The following is a 19,875-nucleotide window of genomic DNA, read 5'->3' as shown; positions in this document are numbered from 1 at the left end:
CGTTGCCACGGAGCACCGCCCACCAGCGGAATCTGCGCCAGGCAGCAACATCCCATGGCGGTGTGCCCGAGTGGCCAATGGGAGCGGACTGTAAATCCGCCGGCTTAGCCTTCCCAGGTTCGAATCCTGGCGCCGCCACGCGATAGAGATGGCCCCTGATCAGCGGAAACGCCGATCAGGGGCCATTTTCGTGTGCGCCGGCTGTGCTTCGGCTGTCCCGCTCAAGCCGGGTACGACCCTGCGAGCCCCGGTCTCGTCAGTTGCCGCCCCAGCCCGTACCGGCCGAGGCGGTAACCGCCGCTTCGGTCACCCGCTCAGCGGTCGCTCCCGGCGTCCTTCGCCGCCTGCGCCGCCGGCACCGTCCCGCCGATCAGTTCCAGCGTCAGCCCCGCCGTCTCCGGGGCCTCCAGCAACTCGGCCAGCACCACGGCCACATCGTCGCGCGTCACCGAACCAGGGCCGGTCGATTCGGCCAGCTGTACGAGACCAGTGCCCGCGTCGTTCGTCAGCGCTCCCGGGCGCAGGATCGTCCAGTCCAGGCCGGGCCTGGAACGTACGGCGTCGTCAGCGGCACCCTTGGCCCGCTGGTACGCGTCGTAGACCCCGTCACCCACGTGGTTCGCGTCCGCGCCCATCGCTGAGACGACGACGTAACGCCGTACGCCCGCCCGCTCCGCCGCGTCCGCGAAGAGCACGGCGGCGCCCCGGTCCACGGTGTCCTTGCGCCCGCTGCCGCTGCCCGGTCCCGCGCCGGCCGCGAACACCAGTCCGTCCGCGCCCGCGACCACAGCCGCCACCTCGTCGGTGGAAGCCGACTCCAGGTCCAGCACGACCGGTTCGGCGCCGGCCGCCCGCAGGTCCTCCGCCTGCTCCGGGTTGCGGATGATGCCCGCCACCTCGTGTCCGCGCGCGGCGAGCAGCCGCTCCAGCCGCAGCGCGATCTGTCCATGTCCTCCGGCGATCACAATTCGCATGCCCACGACAGTACGTCCAGCCTGCGCTTCCCGCTCACGGGGCCGCGTCCGCACGTCCCTGGCGCGGCAGTTCCAGCGCCGCGGGCCCCGCGGAGTCGCAGTACTCCCGTACCGCGCTGGTGCGGGCCACCACGCGGCCCCGGTGGATCACGATCCTGCTGTACGCGATCGACAGCACCCCCGCGACCGACTCCCCGCGCACGGCGAGCAGTTCCGCAGGAAAGCCCGCCTCCACGCGGACCTCGGGCAGCCCCATCGCCGCCCGCGCCGCCCCGCTGACGGCGTCGTACGCGTCCTCCGCCCGCAGCCCGCCCAGCGACGCCAGCAGATACGCCGCCTCCAGCGGATCGCCGCGCCCCACCGGGTTCGACACGTCACGCAGCGCCCCGCCGCCCGCCGCGACCCGCACCCCGGCCGTCCGGAGCAGCCGTACGGGCGCCACACCGCGCAGGCGGGCGCCTCCGCAGCCGCCCTGCGGCAGGCAGACCACCGTCACCCCGGCCGCCGCCAGCTGGTCCGCGGCCCGCGCCGCCACCTCGGCCGGCAGCTCCGCCAGGCCGCCGCACGGCCCGAGCGTCACCCCCGGCCGCAGACCGCCCGCCATCGCGGCGAGGCGTGCGAGCCGCGCCGGGTCGTCGCCGTCCGTGTGCAGATCGACGGGACAGCCGTGCTCGGCGGCGATGTCCAGGACCGCCTCCGTGTACCCGGCCGGATCGGGATCGAGGTCCGGACAGCCGCCCACCGCCGCCGCACCCATCCTCACCGCGTCACGCAGCATCGCGAGGCCGTCGGCGCCCGCGCGCCCGGTGAGCAGCCGCGGTACGGCGACCGCGGCCAGATCGCCGAGCCCGCGCAGCGAACGCCGCGCCCGGAGCACCGCCGCCATCGGCTCCAGCTCCTGCGCGTCCCCGATCCGTACGTGCGAGCGCAGTGCCGTCGCCCCGTGTCCGAGCTGGAGCAGGGCGGCCTCGGTGGCGCGCCGCTGCACGTCCTCGGCGCGGTACGAGACCGGCCCGCCGGCGGGCGGTGCGCCGAGGGCGGTCAGCGCGGTGTCGCTGTGGGCGTGCGGTTCCGCGGGGGCCGGGAGCAGCAGGTAACCGGTGAGATCCACGCGGGCGCCGCACGTGGCGAGGCTGCCCGCCGTACCCACGGCCTCGATACGCCCGCCGCTGAGCCGTACGTCGACCGTGCGGCCGTCGGTGAGGCGGGCGCCGCACAGGACGAGCGCGGTGGTGTCGGCGGTGGCGCCGTCCCGGGACTGCGGCTGGCTGTCGGGCATCGCGCTCCTGGCGTCTCGGCGGCACCTCGGATGTGCGAAATCGCACGGCGTCAGCCGAGCGTAGGTCCTGTCCGGCCGATCTTGTCGGATCAGCCAGGGGCGCTGGTGGGGGTGTGTCCGGGGCGGTGTCCCCGGTGCCGCGCGGTGCGTCGCGAGGCGCCCCGGCCGCGCTGCGCGGAGGAGCGCGAAAGTCATACCGGTGAGGCCGCAGGGGGTCCGGAAGGGAGGGCCCCGGCGGCCCTTGGGACACGTGGGGCGAGAGGCCGGGAGGAGGCGCGGAAACGGATTTGGGCGAACGGCGAGAGACCGTGTAATGTCTTCATCGCTCGCCCCAATAGCTCAGTCGGTAGAGCGTCTCCATGGTAAGGAGAAGGTCTACGGTTCGATTCCGTATTGGGGCTCCGGTGTTCGGTGATCCTCGCCCTCGGGCGGGGAGATCCAACATCGCAGCGGTGTAGCTCAGTCGGTAGAGCAAGCGGCTCATAATCGCTGTGTCACCGGTTCAAGTCCGGTCACCGCTACAGACAGTAGCCGATTGCGGGGTCGGTCCTTCGATCGGCTACTCTTTTGTGCGTTCATCTGTTTGACCCTTTTCATCCGTTCATCCGTCCGTCCAAGGAGCACTCACGTGGCTGCCACCGACGTCCGCCCAAAGATCACGCTGGCCTGCGTGGAGTGCAAGGAGCGGAACTACATCACCAAGAAGAACCGGCGTAACAACCCGGACCGACTTGAGATGAAGAAGCACTGCCCGCGCTGCAACTCGCACACCGCGCACCGCGAAACCCGCTGAATCAGGCTCGTCTGCGAGGCCGTCCCCTTTCTGGGGACGGCCTCGCGTCGTTATGCCGTGATGGTCACGGGTGATATTCATCAGGCTGTCCATCAGCCAATCCACCAGGAGGGAACGAACTCATGGCGCTCGACCAGTCCTTCGTGGGGCGTACCTATGAGCCCACCAAGCCGTACGAAGTCGGCCGGGAGAAGATCCGTGAGTTCGCCGAGGCGGTGGACGACCCCAATCCGGCCTACACCGATCCGGAGGCCGCGAAGGCGCTCGGGTATCCCGATGTGATCGCCCCGCCGACTTTCCCTTTCGCGATCACCTTCAAAGCGGCGGGCGATGTCGTCGCCGACCCGCTGCTCGGTCTCGATTTCGCGCGGGTGGTGCACGGCGACCAGAGGTTCACGTACACCAGGCCCGTCAGGGCGGGCGACCGGCTTGCGGTCACGTCGACCATCGAGTCGATCAAATCCCTCGCCGGTAACGATGTCATTGAAGTGCGGGGCGAGGTGCACGACGAGTCCGGGGAGCACGTCGTGACCGCGTGGACCAAGCTGGTGGCGCGCGCCGCCGAGGGGGAATGAGACCGATGGCAGCGAAGATCGAATACGCCGGCGTCGAGGTCGGTACGGAGCTTCCGGCGCAGACCTTCCCGGTCTCGCGCGCGACGCTGGTGCGGTACGCGGGCGCCTCGGGGGACTTCAACCCGATCCACTGGAACGAGAAGTTCGCCAAGGAGGTCGGTCTGCCCGACGTCATCGCGCACGGCATGTTCACCATGGCCGAGGCGATCCGGGTGGTGACCGACTGGGTGGGCGACCCCGGGGCCGTCATCGAGTACGGCGTCCGGTTCACCAAGCCCGTCGTGGTGCCCAATGACGACAAGGGCGCGGTCATCGAGGTCAGCGCCAAGGTCGCGGCCAAGCTGGACGACAACCGGGTCCGGGTGGACCTGCTGGCGATGAACGAGGGACGGAAGGTGCTGGGGATGTCCCGCGCCGTCGTCCAGCTCGCCTGAGCTGTCTCGTCGGGCCCGTCGGCTCATGTGAGGGGCGCCCACCACGGTGGGTGCCCCTTATTTCATGCCTTCGTCGGCCTTGACATAGATAGTGATTAGCCACTAACTTCCTCTTCATGGTCAGAATGAGTGCGGAAGAGAGGCGCGAGAGCGTCGTGCGTGCGGCGGTCACCGAGTTCGCCCGCAGCGGCTACCACGGCACCTCCACGGAGGCGATCGCCCGCCGTGTGGGTGTCTCGCAGCCGTATCTCTTCCGGCTCTATCCGAACAAGCAGGCCATGTTCCTCGCTGCCGCGGAACGCTGTCTGGCAGACGTCAGGCGCGTCCTGGAGGAGGCGGCGGAGGGTCTGATGGGCGAAGAGGCCCTGCACGCCATGGCCGACGCGTACAAGCGGCTGATCGCCGAGGATCCGGACATGCTGCTGATGCAGTTGCAGGTGTACGTGGCGGTCGCCGCCGCCGAGGCCGCGGGTGACCACGCCTTCGGCGACACGGTACGGCTCGGCTGGCTGAGGCTCTGGGACACGGTCCATCTCGGGCTCGGTGCGGACGCGGGCGGGACCGCGACCTTCCTCGCGCAGGGAATGCTGATCAACACCCTCGTCTCGATGGGCTTTCCGGCCGGCCACCGCGTCTGGACCGGGTTGCGTGAATCCACGCGGCAGACCGGCGGATAGCCGAACCGGTCGCCGCCAGTTGCCGGACCTCGGTGCCCGGTCACGCTTCCGAAAATTAGTAATCAATAACTAACCGGCATATCGCCGACCCGGCCGTCAGCAGGGGAGAGAGTCATGAACCAGCCGAATCACATCAGCGGGGCCAGAGGGGCCGGCGGAACGGGCCCGACGGAAAAGTCCGCGGGCCACGAGGCCCCGGCGCCCCGCCGGGCCACTGGCACCACCTGGGTCCTCATCATCACCGGCCTCGCCGGCTTCATGTCGGCCCTGGACAACCTGGTGGTCACCACCGCCCTGCCGTCCATCCGCGAAAACCTCGGCGGCGCGCTCTCCGACCTGGAGTGGACAGTCAACGCCTACACGTTGACGTTCGCGGTTCTCCTCATGTTCGGCGCGGCCCTCGGCGACCGGTTCGGCCGCCGGCGGCTGTTCACGATCGGCCTGACGGTCTTCACCGCCGCGTCGGCCGGCGCTGCCCTCGCCCCCAGCATCAACGCCCTGATCGCCGCACGCGCCGTCCAGGGCGTCGGCGCGGCGATCATGATGCCGCTCACTCTCACCCTGCTGACCGCCGCCGTACCCGCCGCGAAGCGCGGCGCGGCCCTCGGCGTCTACAGCGCCATCACCGGTCTCGCCGTCGCCAGCGGCCCGCTCGTCGGCGGAACCCTCACCGAACACCTGTCCTGGGAATGGATCTTCTGGCTGAACGTCCCGATAGGCCTCGCCCTGCTGCCCCTCGCCAGGCTCCGCCTGAAGGAGTCGTACGCACCCCACGCCCGCCTGGACGTACCCGGCACCGTCCTTGTCAGCGGTGGCCTCTTCGGCATCGTCTACGCCCTGGTCAACGCCAACTCCAAGGGCTGGACCAGCCCCGTCGTGCTCGTGGGCCTGCTCGGCGGCGCGGTGCTGCTCGCCGCGTTCGTACGGCACGGTTCGCGCCGGCCGGACTCGATGCTTCCCATGCGGCTGTTCAGAAACCGCCGCTTCGCCGGCATCAACGCCGCGAGCCTGCTGATGTTCCTCGGCATGTTCGGCTCGATCTTCCTGCTCAGCCAGTTCATGCAGGGTGTCGTCGGCTACTCGCCCACGGAGGCGGGCCTGCGGATGCTCCCGTGGACCGCGATGCCGCTGCTCGTCGCGCCGCTCGCCGGACAGCTCTCCGACCGTATCGGCGGCCGCCCGGTCGTGGTCACCGGGCTCGCTCTCCAGGCCGCCGGACTGGCGCTGTTCGCGCTGTTCCTCGACCCCGGCGTCTCGTACACGGCCCTGCTGCCCGCCCTGATCGTCAGCGGGATCGGCATGGGGCTGTACTTCGCACCGGCCGCCAGCCTCGTCATGTCCAGCGTCCGCCCGGCGGAACAGGGCATCGCCTCCGGCGCGAACAACGCGCTCCGCGAGGTCGGCGGAGCACTCGGCGTCGCGATCCTCGGCGCGGTCTTCGCGGCCCAGGGCGGCTACGGGACGCCCGCCACCTTCGTCGACGGAACCGTTCCCGCCCTGTGGATCGGCGTCGGCGCGGTGGCTCTCGGCGCGGTGGCAGCGCTGCTCATCCCGGGCCGCCGGGCCGAGCGGGCGACGGCGGAAGCGGCCACGGAAAAGGCCACGCCCGGAACCGCGACCGCGCAGGAGGCGCAGGACGCCGGGCGCGAGTCCGCCGCTGTCTGACCTCGGCCCGCCCGGGTACGTTCCGCCGGTGGAACCAGCCGTTCCACCGGCGGAACGTACTCTTGTGCCCGTGCAGGAACTCCACGACGCTCCCCTCGCCCCCCTGACCACCTTCCGCCTCGGCGGCCCCGCGACCCGCCTCGTCACGGCCACCACCGACGACGAGGTCATCACCGCCGTACGTGAGGCGGACGCCACCGGCACCCCGCTGCTGATCATCGGCGGCGGCAGCAACCTGGTCATCGGGGACAAGGGCTTCGACGGCACCGCCCTGCGGATCGCCACCAGCGGCTTCCGCCTCGAAGGCACCGCGCTGGAGCTGGCCGCGGGCGAGGTCTGGACCGACGCCGTCGCCCGTACCGTCGAAGCCGGCCTCGCGGGCATCGAATGCCTCGCCGGCATTCCGGGCTCCGCGGGCGCCACACCGATCCAGAACGTCGGCGCGTACGGCCAGGAAGTGGCGAGCACCATCACGGAGGTCGTCGCGTACGACCGTTCCACCGGTGAGACCCGCACTCTCGCGAACGCCGACTGCGCCTTCTCCTACCGCCACAGCCTCTTCAAGGAACAGCCCGAGCGCTGGGTCGTCCTGCGCGTCCGCTTCGCGCTGGAGGACGCGGGCGGGCTCTCCGCGCCGGTCAAGTACGCGGAAACGGCCCGCGTACTGGGTGTCGAGCCGGGCGACCGCGTGCCCGCCGCCACCGCCAGGGAAACCGTCCTCGAACTGCGGGCGGGCAAGGGCATGGTGCTCGACGCCGAGGACCACGACACCTGGTCCGCCGGATCGTTCTTCACCAATCCGGTCCTGACCGATCAGGAATACGCGGATTTCCTCACCCGTGCGAGGGCGCGCCTCGGCGACGAGGTGACGCCGCCCGCGTTCCCGGCAGGGGAGGGGCGTACGAAGACCTCGGCGGCCTGGCTGATCGACAAGGCGGGCTTCACCAAGGGATACGGCTCGGGCCCGGCCCGTATCTCCACCAAGCACACCCTGGCCCTCACCAACCGGGGCGCGGCGACGACCGAGGACCTGCTGGCCCTGGCGCGCGAGGTGGTCGCCGGGGTGCGCGAGGTCTTCGGCGTCACCCTCGTCAACGAGCCGGTGACGGTCGGCGTCAGTCTCTGAGGCCACGGAGGTCTCTGAGGCCGCCGAGGCCGCTGAGATCTCCGAGGCCGCCGAGCCGATGTCATCCCGGGCGACGCGAAACGCTCTGAACCCGCGTCAGTCGCCCAGCCAGTGGTCGATGCCCGTCAGCAGCTTCTCCTGCATCTCGGCGGGCGCGGACGAGCCGCGTACCGACTGGCGGGCCAGCTCGGCCAGTTCGGTGTCGCTGAAACCCTGATGGCGGCGGGCCAGCTCGTACTGGTCCGCGAGCCGCGAGCCGAACAGCAGCGGGTCGTCGGCGCCGAGCGCCATCGGCACGCCCGCGTCGAACAGCGTCCGCAGCGGCACGTCCTCCGGCTTCTCGTAGACGCCGAGCGCGACGTTCGAGGCCGGGCAGACCTCGCAGGTCACCCCGCGGTCCGCGAGCCTGCGCAGCAGCCTCGGGTCCTCGGCGGCCCGTACGCCGTGCCCGATCCTGGCCGCGCGCAGGTCGTCCAGGCAGTCCCGTACGGACGCGGGACCGTTCAGCTCGCCGCCGTGCGGCACCGCCAGCAGCCCGCCGTCCCTGGCGATCGAGAACGCGCGGTCGAAGTCCCTGGCCATGCCCCGGCGCTCGTCGTTGGAGAGCCCGAAGCCGACGACACCGCTGTCCTTGTAGCGGACCGCGAGCCTGGCGAGCGTTCTGGCCTCCAGCGGATGCTTCATACGGTTCGCCGCGACCAGCACGCGCATACCGAGCCCGGTCTCCCGTGACGCGCGGTCCACGGCGTCCAGGATGATCTCCAGAGCCGGGATGAGACCGCCGAGCGTCGGGGCGTACGAGGTCGGGTCCACCTGGATCTCCAGCCAGCCCGAGCCGTCCCGTACGTCTTCCTCGGCGGCCTCGCGCACCAGCCGCTGGATGTCCTCGGGCGCCCGCAGGCAGGACCGTGCGATGTCGTAGAGACGCTGGAAGCGGAACCAGCCGCGCTCATCGGTGGCGCGCAGCTGGGGCGGTTCACCGCCGGTCAGCGCGTCCGGCAGGCGGACGCCGTACTTCTCGGCCAGCTCCAGCAAGGTCGAGGGCCGCATCGAACCGGTGAAGTGCAGATGCAGATGAGCCTTGGGCAGCAGGTTCAGGTCGCGTGGGCGGGTGGTGCTCTCCATTTCTAGATCCTGCCGTACGGAAACGTCTCGTGGCAGCCCCTCCCCCCATCGAGTTACTCCCGAACGAAGAAACGGGCCTCCGGCCGATGGCCGGAGACCCGTTCCTCCCGGACCACCGCCTCACGTGAGTCGGTGGTCGGTCTACCGTTCCAGGGCTCAGTCCTTGGCCTCGGCCAGCAGCTTCTGCATACGCGCGACACCCTCGACCAGGTCCTCGTCGCCGAGCGCGTACGACAGCCGCAGGTAGCCGGGTGTGCCGAACGCCTCACCGGGGACGACCGCGACCTCGGCCTCGTCCAGGATCAGCGCGGCCAGCTCGACCGAGGACTGCGGGCGCTTGCCGCGGATCTCCTTGCCGAGCAGGGCCTTCACCGTCGGGTACGCGTAGAAGGCGCCCTCGGGCTCCGGGCAGAACACGCCCTCGATCTCGTTGAGCATCCGCACGATCGTCTTGCGGCGGCGGTCGAACGCGGTGCGCATCTCGGCGACCGCCGTCAGGTCACCGGTCAGCGCGGCGATCGCCGCGACCTGCGAGACGTTGGCGACGTTCGACGTGGCGTGCGACTGGAGGTTCGTCGCGGCCTTCACGACGTCCTTGGGGCCGATGAACCAGCCCACACGCCAGCCGGTCATCGCGTACGTCTTGGCCACGCCGTTGACGACGAGGCACTTGTCGCGCAGCTCGGGGACGACGGCGGGCAGCGAGGTGAAGGTGGTGTCGCCGTAGACGAGGTGCTCGTAGATCTCGTCCGTCATCACCCACAGGCCGTGCTCGACGGCCCAGCGGCCGATGGCCTCGGTGGCCTCCCTGTCGTACACGGCGCCGGTCGGGTTGGACGGCGAGACGAAGAGCACGACCTTCGTGCGCTCGGTACGGGCCGCCTCCAACTGCTCGACGGAGACGCGGTATCCGGTCGTCTCGTCGGCCACGACCTCGACCGGGACGCCACCCGCGAGGCGGATCGACTCGGGGTACGTCGTCCAGTACGGGGCCGGCACGATGACCTCGTCGCCCGGGTCGAGGACGGCGGCGAAGGCCTGGTAGATCGCCTGCTTGCCGCCGTTGGTCACCAGGATCTGCGCCGCCTCCACCTCGTAACCGGAGTCGCGCAGCGTCTTCGCGGCGATGGCCGCCTTGAGTTCGGGAAGCCCGCCCGCGGGTGTGTAGCGGTGGTACTTCGGGTTACGGCAGGCCTCGGCCGCGGCGTCGACGATGTAGTCGGGCGTCGGGAAGTCGGGTTCGCCCGCGCCGAAACCGATCACCGGACGCCCGGCGGCCTTGAGGGCCTTGGCCTTGGCGTCGACAGCGAGGGTCGCGGACTCGGAGATCGCGCCGATGCGCGCGGATACCCGGCGCTCGGTGGGAGAGGTTGCAGGGCTCATACGGCCATGGTCCCAGACCGCAAACTCGCGGGCGCACGGGTTTCACTCTGTGAACGACAAGAGGATGACGAGGTGAATGACACGAGGATGACGAGGTGAACGGCGTGGGGATGGCGTGGTGAACGGGCAGAGGCCTGACGTCATGAACGGGCCGGGGATGCCACGGCGAACGGCCCGGCCGGTGAGGGCGCGACCGGCCGGGGTGAAGGCGTGACCGGACAGGACGACGAGCTGGGAACTCGACGGCCAGGACCCCTTCCAGAGCTATCTGTTCGACGTCAGGCCCACGACCACGTACACTCACTCGTCGTTGGCCTTCACCAGTCACTTCCGAATGACGCACTCCTTGCGTCCGGTCGGATGCGGTAGGTTGGGAAAACACAAAGGGTCGTAGCTCAATTGGTAGAGCACTGGTCTCCAAAACCAGCGGTTGGGGGTTCAAGTCCCTCCGGCCCTGCTACACACACCTTCGCCAGGCTGTGTGCGCATGTACGTAATTCACTGCATCGCCGTGCGGCTCCCCCGGGCGCGGCACGGCCACGACCCGGAATCAGGTGAGAGAGCGTGACGGACGCCGTAGGCTCCATCGACAAACCTGATGCCGACGATGAGTCCGCTGAGTCGAAGAAGCCCCGCAAGGGCGGCAAGCGCGGCAAGAGGGGCCCTCTGGGCCGCCTCGCGCTCTTCTACCGTCAGATCGTCGCCGAGCTGCGCAAGGTCGTCTGGCCGACTCGCAACCAGCTGACGACGTACACCACAGTCGTGATTGTCTTCGTTGTCATCATGATCGGTCTTGTGACCGTGATTGACTATGGCTTCAACCAAGCGATCAAGTACGTTTTCGGCTGATCCCGCGATGGGCGCCCGACGAGGCGCCCCTTTCGCGTGTTCCACCCATTTAGCCAGGAAGAAGCAGCCACCGTGTCTGACCCGAACCTGAACGACGCCCGCGAGTCGGTGGAGTCCCATGAGGACGAGACCGACATCGTCGAGGCGGCGGACGCTGTCGAGCCAGACGAGGCCGAAGCCGCTGACGCCGCCGCGGAGCCCGCTGAGGAAACCGCGGTCCATGACGTGGACGACGAGTCCGAAGCCGACGTGACCGAGGCTGATGCCGAGGACGACGAAGCCGCGGAAGACACCGAAGAGTCCGAGGACGACGAAGCCGAAGACGCCGAGGACGAGGCCGCCGCGGCGGCCGACGCCCCCGCGGTCGACCCGGTCGAGGCTCTTCGTGAAGAGCTCCGGGGCCTGCCCGGCGAGTGGTACGTGATCCACACCTACGCGGGCTACGAGAAGCGCGTGAAGGCCAACCTGGAGCAGCGCGCCGTCTCGCTCAACGTCGAGGACTTCATCTACTCGGCCGAGGTTCCCGAAGAAGAGATCGTCCAGATCAAGAACGGCGAGCGCAAGAACGTCCGTCAGAACAAGCTCCCCGGATACGTCCTGGTGCGCATGGACCTGACGAACGAGTCGTGGGGCGTCGTCCGCAACACCCCCGGTGTCACCGGCTTCGTGGGCAACGCGTACGACCCGTACCCGCTGACCCTGGACGAGATCGTCAAGATGCTCGCTCCCGAGGCCGAGGAGAAGGCCGCTCGCGAGGCCGCCGAGGCCGAGGGCAAGCCGATGCCGTCGCGCAAGGTCGAGGTCCAGGTGCTGGACTTCGAGGTGGGCGACTCGGTCACCGTCACCGACGGCCCGTTCGCCACGCTCCAGGCGACCATCAACGAGATCAACGCCGACTCGAAGAAGGTCAAGGGCCTCGTCGAGATCTTCGGCCGCGAGACCCCGGTCGAGCTGAGCTTCGACCAGATTCAGAAGAACTGAGCGCGTACAGCGCCAGGACCCTTCTGAAACCACAGCTTCCGACAGGTCAGACAGGCTCTCGCAGCCTGTCTGACCTGTCGGTTTTTGGCCGTACACCCTTACCCGTTATCGTTGTGCGGTATGCCTCTGTCCGGATGACCGGACGGAGGGCTGAAAACTCTCACTAGGACCCGGAGAGAGCAATGCCTCCCAAGAAGAAGAAGATCACGGGGCTTATCAAGCTCCAGATCAACGCCGGTGCGGCCAACCCGGCTCCGCCGGTCGGCCCCGCGCTGGGCCAGCACGGCGTGAACATCATGGAGTTCTGCAAGGCCTACAACGCCGCGACCGAGTCACAGCGTGGCATGGTCGTGCCGGTGGAGATCACGGTCTACGACGACCGCTCCTTCACCTTCATCACGAAGACTCCGCCGGCCGCGAAGCTGATCCTCAAGGCCGCGGGCGTGGACAAGGGCTCCGGCGAGCCGCACGTCAAGAAGGTCGCCAAGCTGACGCGCGACCAGGTGCGGGACATCGCCACGACGAAGATGCCCGACCTGAACGCCAACGACCTGGACGCCGCCGAGAAGATCATCGCCGGCACCGCCCGTTCGATGGGCATCACGGTCGAGGGCTGACCTTCACGGTCACGGGCTGATCCCAGCCCGGCACGTCCCAGTGGGAGGGCCATGCGCGGCCCGCACCACGAACTCCACACCTGAATGAATCACCAGGAGAAGCAGTGAAGCGCAGCAAGTCTCTCCGCAGCGCGGACGCGAAGATCGACGCGGAGCGTAACTACGCCCCGCTCGAGGCCGTCCGTCTCGCCAAGGACACCAGCACCTCCAAGTTTGACGGCACCGTCGAGGTCGCCATGCGTCTGGGCGTCGACCCGCGCAAGGCGGACCAGATGGTCCGTGGCACCGTGAACCTTCCGCACGGCACCGGTAAGACCGCCCGGGTCCTGGTCTTCGCGACCGGTGACCGTGCCGAGGCCGCGCGTGCCGCGGGCGCCGACATCGTCGGCGCCGACGAACTGATCGACGAGGTCCAGAAGGGCCGCCTCGACTTCGACGCCGTCGTCGCCACCCCGGACCTCATGGGCAAGGTCGGCCGCCTCGGCCGCGTCCTCGGCCCCCGTGGTCTGATGCCGAACCCGAAGACCGGTACGGTCACCCCCGATGTCGCGAAGGCTGTCAACGACATCAAGGGCGGCAAGATCGAGTTCCGCGTGGACAAGCACTCGAACCTGCACTTCATCATCGGCAAGGTCTCCTTCGACGAGACGAAGCTGGTCGAGAACTACGCCGCGGCGCTGGAGGAAGTCCTCCGTCTGAAGCCGTCCGCCGCGAAGGGCCGCTACATCAAGAAGGCGACCCTCGCCACGACGATGGGCCCCGGCATCCCGCTGGACGCCAACCGCACCCGCAACCTCCTCGTCGAGGAGGACCCGGCCGCCGTCTGACACTGACGGCAGTCACGGGTCGCGTCTGACGCGTACGCGTACGAAGAGCCGGTCCCCGCACCTCTCCTGAGGTGCGGGGACCGGCTCTTTACTGATTGGTGACCTGTCAGAGGGATGAGCTACCGTTCGGGGATCGACAAAACGCTTGATTTCATGATCGGCGTTGAGCGGCATCACAACCATGGGGTGGGGAAAAATGCGTACTTCCGTTTGGAAGCGTGGGGGAATCTCGCTGGCGGCGGTGGCCGTCATAGCGGGCATCGCGGGCTGCCAGAGCGGCGACGGCGGGACGAAGGAGGGGGCCTCGGGGGAGAAGAAGACGCAGTCCCAGCCTCAGGCCGCGACCTCGCCGGTGGACGTCATCACGGCGGCGTACAAGAAGACCGCGGCCGCGAAGTCCGCCAAGGTCCGTATGAATATGACGGTTCCCGGGGAAGCCGACAACACCATGGAGATGACCGGCACCATGGGGTGGGACCCGATGGTGATGGACATCACGATGGACGGCTCGGCGCTTCAGGGTGAGCCCGACGCGCCAAAGGCGGTCCGAGTGGTGTGGATCGACAACGCCATGTACATGGATCTGGGAGCCGCCGCGGCCAAGGACATGGATGGCAAGCGGTGGATGAAGTTCGACCTCGATGCCGAGGCAGCGGGGAAGGGGAACGGGGCCGCCAAGGGCGGACCGGAGATGAAGGCGCTGACGGGCGGCCTGGATGACATGAACCAGGACCCGGCACAGCAGCTCGCCCTGCTCCTCGAATCGCCGAGTCTCAAGCACGTCGGCAGCGAGAAGGTCGACGGCGTCCAGGCCGATCACTACAAGGGCCGGTTCACCGTCGACGAGATGATCAAGTCCAACAAGTCCTTCGACGTCCTCAGTCCTGAGGAGCGCAAGAAGATGCTCGACGGTCTCAAGAAGGCGGGCGTCACGTCGTACGACACCGAGGTCTGGGTCAACAGCGACAGCTACCCGGTCAGGATGGACACCCGGATGAGTACCACCGAGGGTGAGATCACCGCTTCCATCCACTACTCCGACTACGGCGTGAAGGCCGCGGTGTCGGCTCCGCCGAAGAACGAGACCGTCGATCTCATGGAGATGCTCGCCGGCCTCGGCGCGGAGTAGCAGCCGCAGCCGACTGCGCCTTGGCGCAGCCTGACCGGCGGATTTGCCTGCCGGACTTCGACTCACGTACTCTTCCGTAGAAGCCAAAGACCGCTGGTCGTTGCCGTGCGCCCGTAAGGGCGTGCGGTGGCCGAAGGATCCGCTAGGTGCGGACGACCTGCGCAGGTGTTCGTGGAGGAGTTCCCGGATTCGTTCCGGTTGAGCTACGCCCCGTGCGCTTGCGCCGGGGCGTTTCGTTTTGCCCAGCCCCTTCTGAGCGGTCCTCATCACCCGGAAGGAGGCCGACGCTCATGGCAAGGCCCGACAAGGCTGCTGCGGTAGCCGAGCTCACGGACAAGTTCCGCAGCTCGAACGCCGCCGTGCTGACCGAGTACCGGGGTCTCACCGTGGCGCAGCTCAAGGAGCTGCGTCGCTCACTCGGTGAGAACGCCCAGTACGCCGTGGTGAAGAACACGCTGACCAAGATCGCGGCCAACGAGGCCGGGATCAACGCGCTGGACGACCTGTTCTCGGGTCCGACAGCGGTTGCCTTCGTCACCGGTGACCCGGTGACGTCGGCGAAGGGTCTTCGTGACTTCGCCAAGGACAACCCCAACCTCATCATCAAGGGCGGTGTCCTTGATGGCAAGGCGCTGTCCGCCGATGAGATCAAGAAGCTCGCGGACCTCGAGTCCCGCGAGGTTCTGCTCGCCAAGCTGGCCGGTGGCCTGAAGGCGTCCATGGCCAAGGCCGCGGCGACCTTCCAGGCTCCGCTCACGGAGTTCGCCCGCACCGCGGAAGCGCTTCGCGCCAAGGTCGAGCAGGGCGGTGCCGGTACGCCGGCTCCCGCCGAGGCCGACGCCGAATAATTCGGCGCCGCGTCACAGCGGGCCGTCGCCCGCCTTCATATAACCCCGGCACCTGCCGAATTAGTGGAAGGACGCCATCATGGCGAAGCTGTCCCAGGAAGAACTGCTCGCGGAGTTCGAGGCCCTGACCCTCATCGAGCTCTCTGAGTTCGTGAAGGCGTTCGAGGAGAAGTTCGACGTCAAGGCTGCCGCCCCGGTCGCCGTCGCCGCCGCTGGTGGCGCCGCTGGTGCCGCCGCTGAGGCCGTTGAGGAGCAGGACGAGTTCGACGTCGTCCTCACGGGCGCCGGCGAGAAGAAGATCCAGGTCATCAAGGTCGTGCGTGAGCTGACCTCGCTGGGTCTCAAGGAGGCCAAGGACCTCGTGGACGGCGCCCCGAAGCCCGTCCTCGAGAAGGTCGCCAAGGAGCAGGCCGACAAGGCCGCCGAGTCCCTCAAGGCCGCCGGCGCCTCGGTCGAGGTCAAGTAATTCCGTACGAGTCCGTCTCCGTACGCCACAGGGCCCTCCAGGGCGCCTGAAGGCCGTACGAGGCAGTCTCCGCGCCGTACAGGCGCAGTACTGACACGAAGGGCGATCACCCAGTCGGGTGGTCGCCCTTCGGCGTTCCCGCGGGGGGTTTCTTGCTCTCTGGCTCCTGGCGAGTATCGTGATCATCGCCGTGCTCCCGTACGCCCGCAGGCACCCCTATGGGGGTGCGGGGGCCTTGACGAACCGCACGCAGCGCGCAATTCTCAGGACGCGTCGCCACAATCGATCCGAATCCGAGGCATGGATCGGCGACGAAGAGGGCAGTAACGATGTGCGCCTACGGCGCGAGGCTTGCGCAGCAGTAGAGACAAGGGTGTTGAGAACAACGAGGGTCCCCAAAAACCCGCTCTGGACATCAGTGTGCCAAGTGGCTACACTGACCCTTTGCGCTGCCTGTTAGCTGCTCCCTGCCCGTCACCAGGGGCACCCCCTCGTATGGACACCGGTGATCGAACGCCCTGATCTGGGCTTTCCTTCTCCGCGTCCCGCTTGGGACCGGTACGCGCGTAGTGAGTCCGAGCCCTCGGAAGGACCCCCTCTTGGCCGCCTCGCGCAACGCCTCGACCACGAATATGAACAACGGCGCCAGCACCGCCCCGCTGCGCATCTCCTTTGCAAAAATCAAGGAGCCCCTCGAGGTTCCGAACCTCCTCGCGCTGCAGACCGAGAGCTTTGACTGGCTGCTCGGCAACGCCGCTTGGAAGGCTCGTGTCGAGGCGGCTCTCGAGAACGGACAGGACGTCCCCAGGAAGTCCGGTCTGGAAGAGATCTTCGAGGAGATCTCGCCGATCGAAGACTTCTCCGGGTCGATGTCGCTGACCTTCCGCGACCACCGCTTCGAGCCTCCCAAGAACTCGATCGACGAGTGCAAGGAGCGCGACTTCACGTTCGCGGCTCCGCTCTTCGTCACGGCCGAGTTCACCAACAACGAGACCGGCGAGATCAAGTCCCAGACGGTCTTCATGGGCGACTTCCCGCTCATGACCAACAAGGGCACCTTCGTCATCAACGGCACCGAGCGTGTCGTGGTGTCCCAGCTGGTGCGCTCGCCGGGTGTCTACTTCGACTCCTCCATCGACAAGACGTCCGACAAGGACATCTTCTCCTCCAAGATCATCCCGTCCCGGGGTGCCTGGCTGGAGATGGAGATCGACAAGCGCGACATGGTCGGTGTCCGTATCGACCGCAAGCGCAAGCAGTCCGTGACCGTCCTCCTCAAGGCTCTCGGTTGGACGACCGAGCAGATCCTCGAGGAGTTCGGCGAGTACGAGTCCATGCGCGCCACCCTGGAGAAGGACCACACCCAGGGCCAGGACGACGCGCTGCTCGACATCTACCGCAAGCTCCGTCCGGGCGAGCCCCCGACGCGCGAGGCGGCTCAGACGCTGCTCGAGAACCTCTACTTCAACCCGAAGCGCTACGACCTCGCCAAGGTCGGCCGCTACAAGGTGAACAAGAAGCTCGGCGCGGAAGAGCCGCTGGACGCCGGTGTGCTCACCACCGACGACATCATCGCCACCATCAAGTACCTGGTGAAGCTCCATGCGGGCGAGACCGAGACGGTCGGCGAGAGCGGCACCCAGATCGTCGTCGAGACCGACGACATCGACCACTTCGGCAACCGCCGTCTGCGCAACGTCGGCGAGCTCATCCAGAACCAGGTCCGCACGGGTCTGGCGAGGATGGAGCGCGTCGTGCGTGAGCGCATGACGACCCAGGACGTCGAGGCGATCACGCCGCAGACCCTGATCAACATCCGGCCGGTCGTCGCCTCCATCAAGGAGTTCTTCGGCACCAGCCAGCTGTCGCAGTTCATGGACCAGAACAACCCGCTGTCGGGTCTCACCCACAAGCGCCGTCTGTCGGCGCTCGGCCCGGGTGGTCTGTCCCGTGAGCGCGCCGGCTTCGAGGTCCGTGACGTTCACCCGTCGCACTACGGCCGCATGTGCCCGATCGAGACCCCTGAAGGCCCGAACATCGGTCTGATCGGCTCGCTCGCCTCGTACGGCCGGGTCAACGCGTTCGGCTTCGTCGAGACGCCGTACCGCAAGGTCGTCGAGGGTGTCGTCACCGACGACGTCGACTACCTGACCGCCGACGAGGAAGACCGCTTCGTCATCGCGCAGGCCAACGCGACGCTGTCCGAGGAGATGCGGTTCGCCGAGCCGCGCGTCCTCGTCCGCCGTCGTGGCGGCGAGGTCGACTACATCCCCGGTGACGACGTCGACTACATGGACGTCTCGCCGCGCCAGATGGTGTCGGTCGCGACCGCGATGATCCCCTTCCTGGAGCACGACGACGCCAACCGTGCCCTCATGGGCGCGAACATGATGCGTCAGGCTGTGCCGCTGATCACGTCGGAGGCGCCGCTCGTCGGCACCGGCATGGAGTACCGCTGCGCGGTCGACGCCGGTGACGTCCTCAAGGCCGAGAAGGCCGGTGTGGTCCAGGAGGTATCCGCGGACTACATCACCGTCACCAACGACGACGGCACGTACACCACGTACCGCATCGCCAAGTTCTCCCGCTCCAACCAGGGCACCTCGGTCAACCAGAAGGTTGTCGTCAACGAGGGCGACCACGTCATCGAGAACCAGGTTCTCGCCGACGGGCCGGCCACCCAGATGGGCGAGATGGCGCTCGGCAAGAACCTCCTCGTGGCGTTCATGCCGTGGGAGGGTCACAACTACGAAGACGCGATCATCCTCAGCCAGCGTCTGGTGCAGGACGACGTCCTCTCCTCGATCCACATCGAGGAGCACGAGGTCGACGCCCGTGACACCAAGCTCGGCCCCGAGGAGATCACCCGGGACATCCCGAACGTCTCCGAAGAGGTCCTGGCGGACCTCGACGAGCGCGGCATCATCCGTATCGGTGCCGAGGTCGTCGCCGGCGACATCCTGGTCGGCAAGGTCACGCCCAAGGGTGAGACCGAGCTGACCCCGGAAGAGCGTCTGCTCCGCGCGATCTTCGGTGAGAAGGCCCGTGAGGTCCGCGACACCTCGCTGAAGGTGCCGCACGGCGAGGTCGGCAAGATCATCGGCGTCCGTGTCTTCGACCGCGAGGAGGGCGACGAACTGCCGCCCGGCGTGAACCAGCTGGTTCGCGTGTACGTCGCGCAGAAGCGCAAGATCACCGATGGTGACAAGCTCGCCGGCCGTCACGGCAACAAGGGCGTCATCTCGAAGATCCTGCCGATCGAGGACATGCCGTTCCTGGAGGACGGCACCCCGGTCGACATCATCCTCAACCCGCTGGGTGTCCCGTCCCGAATGAACCCGGGACAGGTCCTCGAAATCCACCTCGGCTGGCTCGCCAGCCAGGGCTGGAAGGTCGAGGGCAGCGAGGAGTGGATGGAGCGGCTGAAGGGGATCGGCGCCGACGATGTCGCGCCCGGCACCAACGTCGCCACCCCGGTCTTCGACGGCGCCCGCGAGGACGAGATCTCCGGACTCTTCGAGTCCACGATCCCGAACCGCGACGGCGAGCGCATGGTCAAGGGTTCCGGCAAGGCGCGGCTGTTCGACGGCCGCTCCGGCGAGCCGTTCCCGGACCCGATCTCGGTCGGGTACATGTACATCCTCAAGCTGCACCACCTGGTCGACGACAAGCTCCACGCCCGGTCGACCGGTCCGTACTCGATGATCACCCAGCAGCCGCTGGGTGGTAAGGCCCAGTTCGGCGGTCAGCGCTTCGGTGAGATGGAGGTGTGGGCGCTTGAGGCTTATGGCGCCGCGTACGCCCTCCAGGAACTGCTGACCATCAAGTCCGACGACGTGACCGGCCGCGTGAAGGTCTACGAGGCCATCGTCAAGGGCGAGAACATCCCCGAGCCCGGCATTCCCGAGTCCTTCAAGGTGCTCATCAAGGAAATGCAGTCTCTCTGCCTCAACGTGGAGGTGCTGTCCTCGGACGGCATGTCCATCGAGATGCGTGACACGGACGAGGACGTCTTCCGCGCGGCGGAGGAACTCGGTATCGACCTGTCCCGGCGCGAGCCGAGCAGCGTCGAAGAGGTCTGACGGGTTGCCCGGCCGCCTCGTGAACACGAGGCGGCCGGCTCTCCC

Annotated in this window: 18 protein-coding genes and 4 tRNA genes; 18 read left to right on the top strand and 4 right to left on the bottom strand. The window is 68.1% G+C overall.

Annotated elements, in window-relative coordinates:
* Window positions 1-56 precede the first annotated feature (56 nt).
* Window positions 57-138, top strand: a tRNA-Tyr gene (locus tag ACIP6N_RS09330).
* Between the two features lie 176 nt (window positions 139-314).
* On the opposite strand, the gene ACIP6N_RS09325 is transcribed toward ACIP6N_RS09330, so the two are convergent.
* Window positions 315-974 (bottom strand): SDR family oxidoreductase, encoded by a 660-nt coding sequence (locus ACIP6N_RS09325; protein WP_401814127.1) that lies wholly within the window; start codon window positions 972-974, stop codon window positions 315-317.
* Window positions 975-1,008: 34 nt separating this feature from the next.
* Window positions 1,009-2,253, bottom strand: a complete 1,245-nt coding sequence (locus ACIP6N_RS09320) for an amidohydrolase family protein (protein WP_401814125.1) — start codon at window positions 2,251-2,253, stop codon at window positions 1,009-1,011.
* A 328-nt stretch (window positions 2,254-2,581) separates the two neighbouring features.
* Between ACIP6N_RS09320 and ACIP6N_RS09315 the strand changes: the two genes are divergently transcribed.
* The 8 genes from ACIP6N_RS09315 to ACIP6N_RS09280 all read left to right on the top strand — a co-directional run bounded on the left by ACIP6N_RS09315 (window position 2,582) and on the right by ACIP6N_RS09280 (window position 7,523).
* Window positions 2,582-2,654 (top strand) — tRNA-Thr (locus ACIP6N_RS09315).
* Window positions 2,655-2,701: 47 nt separating this feature from the next.
* Window positions 2,702-2,774, top strand: a tRNA-Met gene (locus ACIP6N_RS09310).
* Between the two features lie 107 nt (window positions 2,775-2,881).
* Entirely contained in the window at window positions 2,882-3,046 is a 165-nt protein-coding gene (gene rpmG, locus ACIP6N_RS09305) for a 50S ribosomal protein L33 (protein ID WP_003956487.1), read from the top strand.
* A 122-nt stretch (window positions 3,047-3,168) separates the two neighbouring features.
* Window positions 3,169-3,621: a MaoC family dehydratase N-terminal domain-containing protein gene (locus ACIP6N_RS09300; RefSeq protein ID WP_401814124.1), complete on the top strand. Its 453-nt coding sequence runs from the start codon at window positions 3,169-3,171 to the stop codon at window positions 3,619-3,621.
* Between the two features lie 5 nt (window positions 3,622-3,626).
* Window positions 3,627-4,055: a MaoC family dehydratase gene (locus ACIP6N_RS09295; RefSeq protein ID WP_401814123.1), complete on the top strand. Its 429-nt coding sequence runs from the start codon at window positions 3,627-3,629 to the stop codon at window positions 4,053-4,055.
* Window positions 4,056-4,171: 116 nt separating this feature from the next.
* Window positions 4,172-4,732 carry a TetR/AcrR family transcriptional regulator gene (locus ACIP6N_RS09290; protein WP_401814122.1) on the top strand — a complete coding sequence of 187 codons (561 nt, stop codon included), beginning with the start codon at window positions 4,172-4,174 and terminating at the stop codon, window positions 4,730-4,732.
* A gap of 114 nt (window positions 4,733-4,846) precedes the next feature.
* Complete coding sequence (locus ACIP6N_RS09285; protein WP_401814120.1) at window positions 4,847-6,397, top strand: MFS transporter; 1,551 nt, start codon at window positions 4,847-4,849, stop codon at window positions 6,395-6,397.
* 70 nt (window positions 6,398-6,467) lie between these two features.
* A complete protein-coding gene (locus ACIP6N_RS09280) occupies window positions 6,468-7,523 on the top strand; it encodes a UDP-N-acetylmuramate dehydrogenase (protein WP_401814118.1) in 1,056 nt (351 codons plus the stop codon).
* A gap of 96 nt (window positions 7,524-7,619) precedes the next feature.
* Here ACIP6N_RS09280 and ACIP6N_RS09275 read toward each other — a convergent pair whose 3' ends face one another.
* Together ACIP6N_RS09275 and ACIP6N_RS09270 are read right to left on the bottom strand one after the other, a co-directional pair.
* Window positions 7,620-8,648 (bottom strand): adenosine deaminase, encoded by a 1,029-nt coding sequence (locus ACIP6N_RS09275; RefSeq protein WP_401814116.1) that lies wholly within the window; start codon window positions 8,646-8,648, stop codon window positions 7,620-7,622.
* Between the two features lie 156 nt (window positions 8,649-8,804).
* Entirely contained in the window at window positions 8,805-10,031 is a 1,227-nt protein-coding gene (locus ACIP6N_RS09270; RefSeq protein ID WP_401814114.1) for a pyridoxal phosphate-dependent aminotransferase, read from the bottom strand.
* Between the two features lie 384 nt (window positions 10,032-10,415).
* Between ACIP6N_RS09270 and ACIP6N_RS09265 the strand changes: the two genes are divergently transcribed.
* From ACIP6N_RS09265 to rpoB, 9 genes are all read left to right on the top strand, one after another.
* Window positions 10,416-10,488 (top strand) — tRNA-Trp (locus tag ACIP6N_RS09265).
* A gap of 107 nt (window positions 10,489-10,595) precedes the next feature.
* A complete protein-coding gene (gene secE / locus ACIP6N_RS09260) occupies window positions 10,596-10,880 on the top strand; it encodes a preprotein translocase subunit SecE (protein ID WP_401814113.1) in 285 nt (94 codons plus the stop codon).
* A 72-nt stretch (window positions 10,881-10,952) separates the two neighbouring features.
* On the top strand, window positions 10,953-11,861 hold the full coding sequence (gene nusG / locus ACIP6N_RS09255) for a transcription termination/antitermination protein NusG (protein ID WP_401814111.1): 909 nt from the start codon (window positions 10,953-10,955) through the stop codon (window positions 11,859-11,861).
* 182 nt (window positions 11,862-12,043) lie between these two features.
* Entirely contained in the window at window positions 12,044-12,478 is a 435-nt protein-coding gene (gene rplK, locus ACIP6N_RS09250) for a 50S ribosomal protein L11 (protein ID WP_401814110.1), read from the top strand.
* Window positions 12,479-12,582: 104 nt separating this feature from the next.
* Window positions 12,583-13,305 carry a 50S ribosomal protein L1 gene (gene rplA / locus ACIP6N_RS09245; RefSeq protein WP_401814109.1) on the top strand — a complete coding sequence of 241 codons (723 nt, stop codon included), beginning with the start codon at window positions 12,583-12,585 and terminating at the stop codon, window positions 13,303-13,305.
* Between the two features lie 196 nt (window positions 13,306-13,501).
* Complete coding sequence (locus tag ACIP6N_RS09240; RefSeq protein ID WP_401814107.1) at window positions 13,502-14,434, top strand: hypothetical protein; 933 nt, start codon at window positions 13,502-13,504, stop codon at window positions 14,432-14,434.
* A gap of 290 nt (window positions 14,435-14,724) precedes the next feature.
* A complete protein-coding gene (rplJ, locus tag ACIP6N_RS09235) occupies window positions 14,725-15,282 on the top strand; it encodes a 50S ribosomal protein L10 (protein WP_401814105.1) in 558 nt (185 codons plus the stop codon).
* Window positions 15,283-15,361: 79 nt separating this feature from the next.
* On the top strand, window positions 15,362-15,748 hold the full coding sequence (gene rplL, locus ACIP6N_RS09230; protein WP_401814104.1) for a 50S ribosomal protein L7/L12: 387 nt from the start codon (window positions 15,362-15,364) through the stop codon (window positions 15,746-15,748).
* A 599-nt stretch (window positions 15,749-16,347) separates the two neighbouring features.
* Complete coding sequence (gene rpoB / locus ACIP6N_RS09225) at window positions 16,348-19,830, top strand: DNA-directed RNA polymerase subunit beta (protein ID WP_401814102.1); 3,483 nt, start codon at window positions 16,348-16,350, stop codon at window positions 19,828-19,830.
* Window positions 19,831-19,875: the final 45 nt, after the last annotated feature.

Source organism: Streptomyces sp. NPDC088725 (genome assembly GCF_044751305.1).
Taxonomy (GTDB): Bacteria; Actinomycetota; Actinomycetes; order Streptomycetales; family Streptomycetaceae; genus Streptomyces.
This window is presented reverse-complemented; position numbering and strand designations above follow the sequence as displayed.